The organism is Chitinophaga ginsengisoli, assembly GCF_003014595.1.
GTDB classification, from domain to species: Bacteria; Bacteroidota; Bacteroidia; order Chitinophagales; family Chitinophagaceae; genus Chitinophaga; species Chitinophaga ginsengisoli.
This window is the reverse complement of record NZ_PYGK01000017.1, coordinates 136,811-149,928: the sequence shown is the minus strand read 5'-3', so window position 1 is coordinate 149,928 and position 13,118 is coordinate 136,811. Positions and strand designations below refer to the sequence as shown.

Below are 13,118 nucleotides of genomic sequence, written 5' to 3'. Positions count from 1 at the left end.
TGAGACTAATTTTGTTTCATGAAACAAAAAACGATTTTATTATCACTATTTATTTTTCTATTCGTTAAGCATATGCAAGCACAAATGCCGGATGCAAAATTTATCCAGATCGAAAGTACAAAGCTTTGTTATTATGAACAAGGACAGGGAGATGTGATACTTCTGTTACATGGCTGGCCGCAAACATCCTACGTATGGCGTAAGGTAATGCCAGCGCTGGCAAAAAAGAACAGGGTTATTGCGGTGGATCTTCCTGGTTTAGGTAATAGTGGCGCTGCAGAAAGTTATGATACCAGAACTGTTGCAGCCATCATCAGTAAATTTATCACCACACTGAAGATCGGGAAGGTGCACCTGGTATCGCATGATGTAGGCAGCTGGGTGGCCGTGTCATTTGCACTGGATCATGAAGCGCAGCTGAATACGCTGACCGTGATCGATGCTGCTATCCCCGGGTTCATTGCTGATGGTGTATTCAAGCCGGAGAACGCAAAAAAGATATGGCAATTCTATTTCCATGCCGTGGCCGATATCCCGGAGTGGTTGGTGGAGGGTAGGGAAGAAGCCTATCTTTCCTGGTACTTTTCGAACAAGTCATTTGTGAAAGCTGCTATCAATGAAGATGACAGGAATGTATATGTAAAAGCCTATACCGGGAAAGAGAGGCTGGGCCGCGGATTTGCCTACTACAGGGCTTTCAGCCTGAGCGCGGAAAACAACAGGAAAGCGCAGCGTCGTTTATCTGTTCCCGTTTGGGCCATCGGCGGACAATATGCTTTGGGTGAACAGATCGGCAACGCATTGAAAGCCATTGCTGATCCTACGGTAGTGGTGATAAAAGACTGCGGGCATTATGTTCCTGAAGAGCAGCCGGAGGAAACCGTAAAATATATAAGCGCGGCTATTGGCGGGTAAACCACCGGTGAAATGAAGCAATGAGGGATGGAGTGTTGACCGGCAACATGCCCGTAGTACATAACGCTCAATTACAATGGCGTCAGTGCTATATTGTAGCTGAAGTGCAGGAATCTTGTTATATTAGTTACATACAATACCAATAGTCAACCACCCTCTAAATTCCTCATTCTTCATTTTAAAACATCACAACGATGAAAACTATTGCTCCGACCCTAAACAGCACTGCCCCTCAACCCGCGGGCGCCACAACAGCTGTATTACTCTGTTTTGTCAGCTACACCCCTGACCCGGTGAACGACATTGGCACTTATATGCCCGGATGGAAAATAGTCTGGAACGGTATTCAGACCGAGGATGGCAACTATGCATTTATAGCGGTTGACCCTACCGGCGATACTTATGCACTGGCTATCCGCGGGTCGCTTCCTCCCCAGGATATTTTTGACAACTGGGATGCTTTTGCCAACTGGGTACTGGAAGACCTAGACGTGATAACCCGCGTAAAATGGCAGTATGCCAGCACTGCTGATGCAAAGGTGAGTAACGGCGCCTATACCGCTTTCACAAACCTGGAGGATATGACGGATTCGTTTGGTTCTACCTTATCTGTTACAGATTACCTGACCAGCAATGCTATTGCGAATGGTAAACAGGTACTCATTGCTGGACATAGTCTGGGTGGTAATATTGCGAATGTATATGCCTCTTATTTTGCATCCACGCTTACATCAGAAAGCGACCCTACAGATAAAGTTTCCCTGTATACCTTTGCGGCGCCTGCTGCCGGCAATGCTGATTTTGTCAATGACCTTGATGCGAAGATACCAGCTGCATGGCACTATCATAATGCGAACGACATCGTACCGAACTTCCCTGTAGCGGGTACTGTTTTCCTGACGGGATTATTATATCTGCCAAGTCCTGCTGCTTCGGCTGTTTCCGTTACCTATGATGATTGTACGGTTACCCTGAGAGAAGCCTTCTTCCTGCTTTCCGGTGTGTTCCTCTTCTATGGCTATCTGCAGCCGAAGAATAACTATACTATATTCGGCACTAACCTCTACAGCGAATATATGGATAACACTGCGGAAGATTGGTTTGGCCAGGCCGGTGCGCAGCATGCGTTGGCGAATTATGCAGGCTTCCTGGGTGTGATGCTGCCCGTATTGCCTAGTCAGCCGATGGTGCAAAATGTTTAAGACAATAACACGCCCGGAATAAGGCCCCCTTTATCACATTTTAATACAGTAAGCAGGTCTGTTATCCATATGGCCAGGATATGAGTTGCATATGACTAGCATATTCTTACGTCTTTCCTCCGTTTTTAAACGGAAGAAGATGCTAGTCATATGCAACTCATATCCTGGTTATATGCTGGTTGTGTGCAACTCACCTGGAAAAAGATAACCGGGTGAGACAGCTCATCCGTTTGGATATATCCGGACGTTCTTCCGGCGCAAAGCATTCCCCCAAGGCCGGCATTCTTATCCTGACGATAATTATTTCCAAATACTTTTTGCATCATTGTTTCATTTATATATTTTTGTTACCCGGATCAAGCAACACGTACCCGCAGACAACGGAATTTTTGACAGAAAAGAGGAAACTATGGAGAAAAGAGAGAGAATTACCGGGACAAAGCCCGCTTACCAGGTAAAATGGGATGCCATCGGCATTGGAGCATCACTGGCCTGCGCTGTTCATTGTGTACTGCTGCCTGTGATTTTCACGACTTTCAGCTTGTTTGGGGTGGAAATATTAGAAAATGTGTTCCTGGAGGTCCTTACGGTACTTGTCTCCATGACCGCCGGCGGATGGGCCATTTGGAGGGGATATATACGCCTGCACAGGCAAAAGGCGGTCCTGGTATATTTTGCAACAGGGTTGTTGCTGATGGTCGCAGGTAATTTTGTCAGTGCGGTGTCTCTGGAAATGGGCTTGAAGATCATAGGCGCGATACTGGTAATTACCGCACACATCAAAAACTGGAGAGGTTGCCGGGATTGTGAAACCCATACCTCATCCATAGCATAAAATATGACCGTACTGCTACTAACGCAGCAGTACGGTGGTTCCTTTACGGAATATTCTCTTACCGGTATCTTTCAACGTATAACGGAGCATCCAGACATAGGTGCCGATATCGGCAGGTTTACCTTTCACATTGCCATCCCATTTCTTCGTCCAGTCGGTGGTCTGGAATACCAATTGCCCCAGGCGGTTATATACGGAAAATTCCAGGTTTAATGCTTTATATGCGCTTAAAGGATAGAGGTAGTCGTTCATACCGTCATGGTTGGGGGAGAAGGCTGTAGGTACATCAATATAACAGCTCGTCACCGCTTTGATGAAATGTTCAACGGTATCCATACAATGCAGGTTGTCCTCTACGATCAGCCTGATCCGGTAATCCTGTTCCTTCTGGGTTGGATAATATCGTTGTGGCGATGCATCAGCGCCTACACTGATAATGCCGTTCCCGTAATCCCATAGATAGGAGATAAGATTGCCATAGCTCGCATTTTTGGGGGAGATGATATCCATCGGGCAATAAGGTCCCGGATCCACATCGAACAATGCTGCCATGGTCCTTTCCAGGTTGATATCTCTGGCAACAGAATCGGTGCAGGTACCATTAGATACAAACAGGGTAACATGTTTGACCCCGAAATCGCCATATATTTTAGTGACGTTCTGCGTATAGCGGTTATCGGTACTGTCGAAGGTCCAGTGCCAGTAATTCACAGCATTGTCGCCATCGTGCGTCAGGTCCAGCGTACTTATTTTACAGTTCCTGTTCAGGCCAAAGTCAAAATCTGCAGAAACGGTGTCGACTGTATGAAAGGTCACTGTTTGCCTGACAGCTGCCGGCTGACCGCATTCTCCCAGTATCGGGGTGCCGTCGGTGCCGGTAGTCAGCGTGATGGTATAGTTCGCGTCTCTGACCAGTGGCTGTGTAAATTGAATGATCAGGGTATCGGTCAGGTTGTTGGCATTGCAGTTCCCGGTGGCACTACGGATGGCTGCCAGCGGTGTTCCGGAGATCGTGAAATCGCTGCCGTCAGCGGCAATAGATCCGCAACGTACGGGTACTGACAATCCGATTTTAATCTGGTCTGGCGCACAACCTACGGGCGCTGCACTTCGTAGTTCCACGGGAGGTGGTACTGCAATATGGAAATCAGCGCTTTCACCTTCTGCGAGGGCATTACCACATACATCCAGCACGGTATTATTATCTGAACCATTTCTGAAAGCGATAGTATAATCACCGGGTCCTAATGGAGCGCTTAACTGTACCAGCAGTGAATCACTGTCAAAGCCATTGGAGCAGTTCGCGCCGGTTGCGCCTGTAATAGTCCCCGTTCCTTTTGTGAACAGGAACTCTGTTCCCTGGGAGGTGAGGGTTTTACAGAGCGTTTTCTTGGTGAGCTTTATGCCGATGGTATTGTTTAAGCAGTTGTAAGTGGCATATTTAATAGACGGTATCCCGGGACTGGTAATGTCGGCAGTACCTCCGGTAAATTCCAGGTCATACCCTGATTGTCCTTCTGATGTAAAGTGACTCAGTAACAGCAGGTATTCATGACCTTCTATGAGGCTTGGCATACTACTCCACAGGGGGACACCTTTACCACCACATTCCTGGAGGGAATTGCCGGCCGTGGATGCGCCGGTTACACCACCTTCACCAGACCAGTTCCTGCACACAAACAGTCTGGGATCAGTAAATACATCATCAGGCGAATGACCGGTTATATCAAAGAGCTGCCAGTCGTAGTCGTCCGTTAATACTTTAGGGGTGATCTTAAATCCTAATGTTCCTGCTTTATAACAGGTGAATTTATACCAGTAAGGGTTAACGTCTGCAAGTCCGGCGTCCTGACCACCGGGACAGGGGGGACCAACGACGAGGCGTCCGCCGCATTTGGGCACTGAATCCTGACTGAATACTTTGGTGCCACAAACGGGGAATGCAGTGGAAGGGTTCTGACCGATCGCTGTGCACGTCATTTGTTGCGCCTGGATGGTACCAATGTGTATAAACATCAGGCAAAAGAGCGGGTACAGGAAAATGAATTTTGATCGCATGTTTATTCCGTAACGGGTATCAGTAATACCTAAAAATAGTTTTTTTTTACGAGCAAACCCAACAACACAAAGGATTTTACCAGAATGATAGATAGTATGGAAAAGTTTTTTTTTGAAAATTAAATCAGTTTTATACTTTTGCAGCGGAGAAATGGCAGAGCGGTCGATTGCGGCAGTCTTGAAAACTGTTGACTGTAACAGGTCCGGGGGTTCGAATCCCTCTTTCTCCGCCAAGAAAATCTAAGCGATAGCGAAAAGTTTTTGAGTCTTCAGATGATATCTGAAGGCTTTTTTGTTTGCGGCAACCTCTGATTAAATGATTTTGACTGTAACAGGTCCGGGGGTTCGAATCCCTCTTTCTCTATTAATTAAACGGAAGAGTTTAGTAAAAAAATTGAATGCCTTCAGACATCGGATATAATAGTCAGATTAAACCAACGATCATCAGAAATTAGTTTTGGATAAAGGGGCAGTATCAGGAATTAATTTCTGCAGAGTATAATGAATTGATATGTAGTTCTATTCAGAAATAAATTTCACAGATTTCTCTAACGCTTTTTTGCATCTAGCGTGTTTAAGACCAGATTGGGCATTCATACTGCGAAGGATTTTGAATCAATCAACTCAGCATCATATCTTTTCGGTATTTGCAGTTATTTTTTGAAGCATAGCAATTTGTTCTACCTGCATATCGTATAGGGTTTTAATTTGTTCCTCAATAATAAGTCCATCTTCTGGTCCAGGCTTCGAATTACAATTTCGGATTTCAAATTGATCAGATAATCATTTTCATTTCTCATCCGGTCCTTTTCTTCCTGACGGTTTTGGCTCATCATTATGATCGGCGCCTGTAATGCAGCAATACATGAGAGTATTAAATTCATTAATATGAAAGGGTATGGGTCAAAAGCGCTGCTTTTTAATACAACAACGTTAATAATTATCCAAAACATTAGAATGACACCAAATATGACAATAAATCTCCAGCTACCACCGAAGTGAGCTACTTTGTCAGAAAGCCTTTGCTCTTTCGAAAGGATGTCTTGTGATGGATGCAGCAAATTATTAAGAATAAGATCTTTTTCCTGAATAGTTTCCTGAACAATTTTATGAAGTTTTTCCAGATACTGCATTTCACCTGTGAATATCTGTTCCTCAGGTTCTATATTCATAATAAATTGTATTGGTATGGAGTAGTGTTTTGTAATATCACCGATCTATATCTGTGATGTATGGAACATCATCTTATGAATCGCATCAGCATATCCATCATTTACATGATTGGTATACATACCATAAGCATCCAGGCTATATCCCATTGTTCCATCATTCGCCTGAATAAGATATATTATTGCCTCATCTGAAGGATCAGAATCGCCTTCGAAACGGTACATTTTAAGGATTTTAATCTCCGGTTGACTATAGGACTTGCCTTTGAGAATTATCATTCCCTGATCATTAATGGTAAACTCATTATCCTGTCTCTTTACTTTCAATCCATTCAGGACGGCTGTAATAGTATTCATTTCAGTTCTGATCATAGCATAACTATTTAATTTCCGTTAATGTATATCGAAAACAAATCGATTTATAGATAAGGCAGAGAAAGAAAAATAGCATTTGCTATCCACGCAGATGTTTATAAAAAAATTATAAAGGATTATTGAGTAATGAGTGCAGCAGTTTACATAAGTATTATCCCTCCATTTTAGGATAATAATTTAGATATCCAATGTAATAATCCTGAAATGGGCCTGCGTCAGCCCATTATAAGGCTTACTTAAGACGATCAGCAGGTCATTGACCGGGATGATAGTTCCTGCCAGTAATGTGAGCCCTACAGCCTTCTTTTGGTGCATTAAAACGAAACCGCAAAGGAGTATTCCGGAAAATACATCCCTGATACCTTTTATGTGGTGAAAAGAATAATCGCCCCCTGCATTGTAGTGCATACCAAATCCCGCCGTTGCCAGTTCCGGAGCCAGAAAGAAACGTATGCCGAGGAAGATCATTCCTATCCCCAGCAGGCAGGCCATCATATATGAGATCTTTGTTGCCATGATAATTTGTTTAGTTTGTTGACTCAAAATTATCATTACCTGTATGGCTATCGATGCACCTGGGTTAACAAATTAATATAAAACCAAACAGCCTTCAGATTGAAGATCTGAAGGCTGTTTGGTTTTGAAAAGATATGGACAATTATTTCCTGATCAGCTTCCAGAGCGACTCGACAGGTACCGTATTTTTAAGCACCATCTGCACACCTGCATTCATGTCACTATGCAGGAACATGCGCGTATTGGCTACCGTACCCACCACATTGCCATACATATCCATTACGGGTCCTCCACTGGAACCAGTAGCATAGTCTGCTGATACGGACATCATTTCCCGAAAGAACTTATTATCCCCTTCCCCCACTTCTTCCATATACTTGTTATTTACATTTCCCTGTGAGAAATAAAAGTGGATCCCTTTCGGATGACCCAGTATACTGATCTTATCACCAATCTGAGCTGAATCTGCCAGGGATAGCGCTGGTAATATATCCCCATGCGTATCTAACTGAAGTACAGCCAGGTCGTTTTTCTTAGATGATGCAAGGACAGCCCTGACTCCATATGTACGACCATTTGCCATACGGACTACAAAACCCTTAGGTTGATTACCGTCTTTCATAAATGCATACATACCCATAACATGGTAGTTGGTGACCATGATCCCTTTCGGATCGATCACATAACCTGTAGATTCGCTCAAATGTACATTGTCACACCTGGGACACAGATAAGCTATCCCGGTGATCACTGTCGCACTTTTTGCCTTTTCATACAGATCATGTCCCGTCAATTCCTTTGATACTGGCTTTGCCAGGTCGAGTGCTACGCCATGCTGCTCTGCAAGCAGTGCTTTTTGTACCTCTTCGGCACTGATGCTCCTGCCTTTGGCAGATAAGGAATCGAAGGATTGCAGGAATGCCGCAGCTATCTTTGCATCATCTGTGAACCCCTGTCCAACCGTCCTGCCAGCCATCAGCAAATGGATGGCTAACAGAACGGTTAATGTGATGGTATATGTTTTTGAATATATCCTCATTTGATAGCTTCTAAATGTTGCTGATAGTGCTTTACCTGCCTTTCATAATTCTTCTGACCCAGCTGGAAATACTCCTTTATCGCTTCTTTTTGGGCAGCAGTAGCCTTCGATGCTTTGGTTAAAAGTATACCATCCATGATGCCTTTAAACACGTCGTTGTCCGGCACAGTCAGGATATAGCGTTTATAGTAATCGATCATACCATCCAGGTCCTTATTGACCACATACAGTGCAATCCTGCATAGATGCAGCTCATACTTCATGGGATCCATTTTCAGCAATGAAATAGTGTAGGCAATGTCTTCCACCTGCTGAGGCGTGTAGAAAACATTGTATTTAGCCCCGGTTTCATTGGCGATCAGGTACATGTGCTTGCGCACCTTATCAAAGATGATCTGGTTGGCCACTTCTTCACCCAATGACAGGTCGATACGTCTTTTATCCAAAAGTAACTTCCTGAAAAGTGGGCTGCCAAATTCCGCTGTTCCCAGTGCCAGCTGCAGGTAATCTACACTGAACCGCTCAAAGTCCTGTGCCCTGTCAAATACCTCACTCAGCACAGCAGACGCATCTCTGCCATTGTCAGCCAATGCCTTTGCATATGGCAATGCAGTCATCATATTCTTCTCCTTCTCATAAGCAGCTTTCATACTTGCCATTGAATTGTCGGGTTTCATAGCCCCCTTTACTTTTTCAATGAAGTCCTCTATACCTGCTTTTCCTACGACACGGTTGATCTCTTCACCTTTTGCATCCAGGATCAGGAAAGTGGGAAATATTTTGACGTCGTATTTCTTCCCGATATCAATGCCCTCTCCTTTTTCTATATCAAATTTGACAGATACGAACTTTGGGTTGAAAAACTCGCCTGCTTCTTTTTTAGGAAATTCCTGTTTGGCCATTTCAATACATGGACCGCACCAGCTGGTGTAACAATCCACAAAGATCAACTTTGGATCTGCCGCATTAGCAGCTTTAGACATGGCCTGCTTAAGCGTCAGCTCCTGGAATACTATACCCTGCGCAATCGCATGTGGTTTGCCAACAATACCTATCGTTAACAATATGGAAATAATGAATACCCGCATGTCTGTTTTAGAATTAGATTTTTGACTCGATTAACTCTTTCAGCTTAGGATCTGAAGGCCTGATAGCATCATAACTTACCATTTTACCATCCTTGTCAATCAGGATGAAGCGTGGTATCTGAGTAACCTCATAATCCTGGATCATACTTCCCTGGTTGTTGGAGAATAAATGCAGTCCTGACAGTTTCTTCGCTTCTACCATATTCTTCCATTTATCTTTCTCTGTATCTATTGAAATGCTGATGAAAACAACATTCTTACCCTCCATTGATTTTTCGAGTTCCTCCAGTGCTGGTTGCTCTGCCAGGCAAGGCTTACACCAGGTAGCCCAAAGATCAACCAATACAACCTTACCACGGAAATCTTTCAGGTGATGTACTTTACCAGTCATATCAGGATATGCAAAATCAATTGACTCTCCTCCGACTTCCTTCAGCATCGCCTTTTTTTCAAATATCTTCATGGCTTTCTTCTGTGGCTCGGTGACCATGTACTGTTTGTTTTTGTTAACAAATTTGGCCATGTTCTGGTATTCCTGATGCTGTAATAAGGTCAGCAAATAATCAGCTCTCATCGTTGGGTTAGCGATATCCGCTGCGATTACATCTTCCAGGAATCCACTCTCCATATTGTAAGTATAGTGCTTTACAAATGCTGCACCCTGGATGTAAATGTAGCCGAATGGGAGCGTCCAGATCTGCTGATTGGAGAAGTTCTCCGTCTTAAATAAATTGGTAATAAAAGCCGGGAATTCTTCTCTCTTTGCATATCCTAAACCTTGTAAAAGAGGACCCAGTGCATCATACCTGAAACTGTATGGCAACAGGACTTTTACATAGCTGTCAAATTTGGCGTTGCCCGTTTTGATACTGCTCACAAATGTTTCAGTTGGTTTTACCAGGGAATCAAGTGTCTTAGCATAGTGATCAGATGCACGTTTCGTTCCTTCCTTTGTATAGATATACTTTCTAAGTGGGGACACTATTTTGTACCAATCATTAAAAACCTTATTTTCCGCATTCACCTTCCCTGAATAAGTGATGTCACCATAACTTGCATCGAGCGTCAGTGTATCACCTTTGCGCAGGTAGACCGGGTATAATTCGTCAGAGAAACCGATATACCGGATCACATTCAGATCACTATCTGGCACCTGGACAGAAAAGGAATGATCATGCCTGGCCAGCGGAATCATGGTCAGCGGCACCATACCACCATTTTCCTGCTTTAAAAGATATATCTCACTGGTATTTACTACATTGCTCGGCTCCTTCAAAAATATCCCCTTAATGATTGTCTGCTGTGCCCATCCTGCTGCAGAAAAAGCCAGCAGCAGCGCTGATAAAACTGTTTTCTTCATCTTTAATGTTTAATTATAATTTATAATTCGTTATTGAGTGCTTATTGAACAGGTACCCCCATATCAGCCAGTATCTGCCTGATATAACCATATTTGATCATGATATTAGGCTCGGTACCATACAGCTGTTTAAACTGATCCTGTGTGTTGCCAAGGGTCGCCTCCAGGTACATACTTACATCCATCCAGGTTGACAGCGGTGTATAATAGGAATATCTGGGATCTGTACCCAGGAACCCGACGGCCTGTGGCGTCGCTGTAGTACCCGGGGGCAGCCCTGTGACCAGGCTGGAAAGCTGGAATGTGTACACCCCATAGACATCCTTTGATGTCACAAACTTCCTGGAAGCTGTGTAAAACTTCTGCAGTGTAGCGCTGTATTTATCATCGAGTACTGCATTGGTAAGAAAGGCCCGCAGGATAGCCCCCTTGTAAGCAGCCCTGGTAGTTGCATCCATAGTCGGTATCTGCGGTACTGCACCTATTAAGATCGTATTGAAGCCCTTAAAGGCATAGGTACCAAACGCATTGCTGGTGAGCGTATCCACGAGCAGGATACTGGGTATGTGCGCACTTTTTGGCAGCATCGGTATGATCTCTTCTCTCAGGAAAGCCAGCGCTGCCGGCACATCAGCTTTGGAGCAGAAGGAATAGGACTGCACGACTGGTGGTGCCCCTGCTACTACTCCGCCCAGGGAGTAATTCAATGACAGCACCTCATAATAAGTATAATCATGCCCGAACACATCCTTACGCTGCTGCGAACCGATGGTGTCATTGATGTATACCGGTATCCCTGTTTCTTTAAAGAACAGGTAGTTGGCATGTATCGTCGCATCGTTGGGATCATCCTCCACTACGAGCCAGTTCTTATCATAATCAGGGAAAACCGTTTCTTCTTCTTTTCTGCATGATGTCGCCATGGCAAATATGGCAAAGGCGAACAGGTATTTGTTGATGTTCATTTGCACTGGATTATTATGGTTGGATCTGACGAACAGAACGAATTGGATTTTTTAAAGCGCCACGATTAAATTCAATCGCGTAATCAGGGATCGGTACCTGCCAGCTTGCTCCATCTTCTGCTATGGATTTAAGTACATAGTTACCTACCTGTGTATGCGAATTGGATTGCGCATCGTAACTATACACCGGATGTTTGATCGTAAATGCAGATGGTAACGGATATTTTGAATTCACTGCATAACGCCTGAGATCAAACCAGCGCTGTCCTTCAAAACACAGTTCACGACGGCGTTCTGCCCGGATGAAATCAACAAGTCCCTCATTAGAGCCTGGCAGCTGGTCTGCACTCGCATTCCTGAAACGTTTCGAACGGAGATTTTCCAGCTCTATACGTGCCTCTCCATCTGCACCCATCATGGCCAGTGCCTCTGCACGGTTCAATATTACTTCCGCATAGCGGAAATAGAAGATGTCAGACACCTGGGCCGGGTCATTATAGGTACTCCACGTACGGTATTTTGCTGGTAACCAGGACCCGCTTTTAGTAGCCCTTGTAAAGAAGGCAACCCTTCTCAGGTCTGCTGTATCATAAGTATCCATCAGGTCATTGGATGCTTTGAAGGAAGATGCCCGGTCATCATCACCATTCCATTGTGAGAGGGAGTCGTTGATGAAAACTGCCGGCATAACATAAGACGCCATGGTGAAAATGGATTCACTTGCTCCACGATAGCTGAAGCTGGTACCTTCTACATACTGGTTGAGGTCTGTAAGGGTATAACCCATTGTTTCAAAGTCCTTCAGCACTGACACTACCTTATCATATTGCTCTGTATACAGGTATACCCGGCTTTGTAAAGCTTTTACTACTGCAATGCCGACCCTGATATTGTTGTCAGGGTTATAACCTTCCAGGTAGGTGGCTGCCTGATTCAGATCTGCCATGATCTGGTTGTAGACTACCTCATTGTTATCACGGGTGAAATACTTATCGTCTATCTTTTCAGAGACTTTCACCGGCACCCCTTCATCTGTGGCAGCACTACTTTTCCGGTAGGGAGCTCCATAGATGTTCTGCAACATAAAGTAGTAGTAGCCCCTGAGGAAATAGGCCTCTCCGCGTATATGTTGCAATTGCAAATTGGTGCCTGAGCTGTCCGCCAGTTTGGCCGCCTGGAACAGGATCGCATTCAGTGCGCCAATGCGTTTATATAGTTTCCGCCAGGCAGTTTCCTCCCAGGTGGCGTTCAGGATATCCACACCAGGTGCCTGGGCCCAGTTATGAAAACCGGAAAATTTGTAAAGCGGGGTAGGCTGGCTTGTTTCTACATAGTCAGCTACAAACGTCTCACTGTCATCATCCATCAGGTGCAGCCATGGTGCGAATACAGATGATTCAGACGATATATCCGACATGGTCGCCTGGTTATAGATATAGAGTTGCGTGTTTGGGAAAAAGGCTTCGCCGATCATCAGACTTTCCAGGTCTGCGGTGGTAGAAGCATATTTTTGGTCTGTAGTATATTCCTCCAGGAATTTGCTGCATGATGACAGCGACAGTAAGCACGTAAGCAGCGCAATTACATTTTTCATGG

The 13,118-nt window shown here is 44.5% G+C and carries 12 protein-coding genes and 1 tRNA gene; 4 read left to right on the top strand and 9 right to left on the bottom strand.

Going from position 1 to position 13,118, the window contains the following annotated elements:
- The first annotated feature begins 72 nt into the window (after window positions 1-72).
- The 3 genes from CLV42_RS28600 to CLV42_RS28585 all read left to right on the top strand — a co-directional run bounded on the left by CLV42_RS28600 (window position 73) and on the right by CLV42_RS28585 (window position 2,952).
- Window positions 73-915: an alpha/beta fold hydrolase gene (locus tag CLV42_RS28600; protein WP_106605401.1), complete on the top strand. Its 843-nt coding sequence runs from the start codon at window positions 73-75 to the stop codon at window positions 913-915.
- A 194-nt stretch (window positions 916-1,109) separates the two neighbouring features.
- Window positions 1,110-2,117, top strand: a complete 1,008-nt coding sequence (locus CLV42_RS28595) for a lipase family protein (protein WP_106605361.1) — start codon at window positions 1,110-1,112, stop codon at window positions 2,115-2,117.
- 409 nt (window positions 2,118-2,526) lie between these two features.
- Entirely contained in the window at window positions 2,527-2,952 is a 426-nt protein-coding gene (locus CLV42_RS28585) for a MerC domain-containing protein (protein ID WP_146154513.1), read from the top strand.
- An 18-nt stretch (window positions 2,953-2,970) separates the two neighbouring features.
- Here the strand turns inward: CLV42_RS28585 and CLV42_RS28580 are convergent, their stop codons facing one another.
- A complete protein-coding gene (locus tag CLV42_RS28580) occupies window positions 2,971-5,010 on the bottom strand; it encodes a gliding motility-associated C-terminal domain-containing protein (protein ID WP_106605358.1) in 2,040 nt (679 codons plus the stop codon).
- Window positions 5,011-5,155: 145 nt separating this feature from the next.
- Here CLV42_RS28580 and CLV42_RS28575 point away from each other — a divergent pair.
- Window positions 5,156-5,243, top strand: a tRNA-Ser gene (locus tag CLV42_RS28575).
- 447 nt (window positions 5,244-5,690) lie between these two features.
- On the opposite strand, the gene CLV42_RS28570 is transcribed toward CLV42_RS28575, so the two are convergent.
- The 8 genes from CLV42_RS28570 to CLV42_RS28535 form a co-directional block, all read right to left on the bottom strand.
- Window positions 5,691-6,182: a DUF1003 domain-containing protein gene (locus tag CLV42_RS28570; protein ID WP_106605357.1), complete on the bottom strand. Its 492-nt coding sequence runs from the start codon at window positions 6,180-6,182 to the stop codon at window positions 5,691-5,693.
- Between the two features lie 45 nt (window positions 6,183-6,227).
- Window positions 6,228-6,551, bottom strand: a complete 324-nt coding sequence (locus tag CLV42_RS28565; protein ID WP_106605356.1) for a hypothetical protein — start codon at window positions 6,549-6,551, stop codon at window positions 6,228-6,230.
- Between the two features lie 180 nt (window positions 6,552-6,731).
- Complete coding sequence (locus tag CLV42_RS28560; RefSeq protein ID WP_106605355.1) at window positions 6,732-7,070, bottom strand: DUF4267 domain-containing protein; 339 nt, start codon at window positions 7,068-7,070, stop codon at window positions 6,732-6,734.
- Between the two features lie 142 nt (window positions 7,071-7,212).
- Window positions 7,213-8,109 carry a S1 family peptidase gene (locus tag CLV42_RS28555; protein ID WP_106605354.1) on the bottom strand — a complete coding sequence of 299 codons (897 nt, stop codon included), beginning with the start codon at window positions 8,107-8,109 and terminating at the stop codon, window positions 7,213-7,215.
- Window positions 8,106-9,197: a thioredoxin family protein gene (locus CLV42_RS28550; RefSeq protein ID WP_106605353.1), complete on the bottom strand. Its 1,092-nt coding sequence runs from the start codon at window positions 9,195-9,197 to the stop codon at window positions 8,106-8,108. Before CLV42_RS28550 ends, CLV42_RS28555 begins: the two co-directional genes overlap by 4 nt.
- 13 nt (window positions 9,198-9,210) lie before the next feature.
- Complete coding sequence (locus CLV42_RS28545; protein WP_106605352.1) at window positions 9,211-10,557, bottom strand: TlpA family protein disulfide reductase; 1,347 nt, start codon at window positions 10,555-10,557, stop codon at window positions 9,211-9,213.
- 41 nt (window positions 10,558-10,598) lie between these two features.
- Window positions 10,599-11,522, bottom strand: a complete 924-nt coding sequence (locus CLV42_RS28540; RefSeq protein WP_106605351.1) for a hypothetical protein — start codon at window positions 11,520-11,522, stop codon at window positions 10,599-10,601.
- Between the two features lie 13 nt (window positions 11,523-11,535).
- Window positions 11,536-13,116: a RagB/SusD family nutrient uptake outer membrane protein gene (locus tag CLV42_RS28535; RefSeq protein ID WP_106605350.1), complete on the bottom strand. Its 1,581-nt coding sequence runs from the start codon at window positions 13,114-13,116 to the stop codon at window positions 11,536-11,538.
- Window positions 13,117-13,118: the final 2 nt, after the last annotated feature.

What these genes read in the sequence shown, in the direction of transcription:
- CLV42_RS28600 (WP_106605401.1), top strand. Translation starts at nt 73, where the DNA reads ATGCAAGCACAAATGCCGGATGCAAAATTTATCCAGATCGAAAGTACA.
- CLV42_RS28535 (WP_106605350.1), bottom strand. Translation starts at nt 13,116, where the DNA reads ATGAAAAATGTAATTGCGCTGCTTACGTGCTTACTGTCGCTGTCATCA.
- CLV42_RS28555 (WP_106605354.1), bottom strand. Translation starts at nt 8,109, where the DNA reads ATGAGGATATATTCAAAAACATATACCATCACATTAACCGTTCTGTTA.
- CLV42_RS28580 (WP_106605358.1), bottom strand. Translation starts at nt 5,010, where the DNA reads ATGCGATCAAAATTCATTTTCCTGTACCCGCTCTTTTGCCTGATGTTT.
- CLV42_RS28545 (WP_106605352.1), bottom strand. Translation starts at nt 10,557, where the DNA reads ATGAAGAAAACAGTTTTATCAGCGCTGCTGCTGGCTTTTTCTGCAGCA.
- CLV42_RS28585 (WP_146154513.1), top strand. Translation starts at nt 2,527, where the DNA reads ATGGAGAAAAGAGAGAGAATTACCGGGACAAAGCCCGCTTACCAGGTA.
- CLV42_RS28565 (WP_106605356.1), bottom strand. Translation starts at nt 6,551, where the DNA reads ATGATCAGAACTGAAATGAATACTATTACAGCCGTCCTGAATGGATTG.
- CLV42_RS28595 (WP_106605361.1), top strand. Translation starts at nt 1,110, where the DNA reads ATGAAAACTATTGCTCCGACCCTAAACAGCACTGCCCCTCAACCCGCG.
- CLV42_RS28560 (WP_106605355.1), bottom strand. Translation starts at nt 7,070, where the DNA reads ATGGCAACAAAGATCTCATATATGATGGCCTGCCTGCTGGGGATAGGA.
- CLV42_RS28540 (WP_106605351.1), bottom strand. Translation starts at nt 11,522, where the DNA reads ATGAACATCAACAAATACCTGTTCGCCTTTGCCATATTTGCCATGGCG.
- CLV42_RS28550 (WP_106605353.1), bottom strand. Translation starts at nt 9,197, where the DNA reads ATGCGGGTATTCATTATTTCCATATTGTTAACGATAGGTATTGTTGGC.
- CLV42_RS28570 (WP_106605357.1), bottom strand. Translation starts at nt 6,182, where the DNA reads ATGAATATAGAACCTGAGGAACAGATATTCACAGGTGAAATGCAGTAT.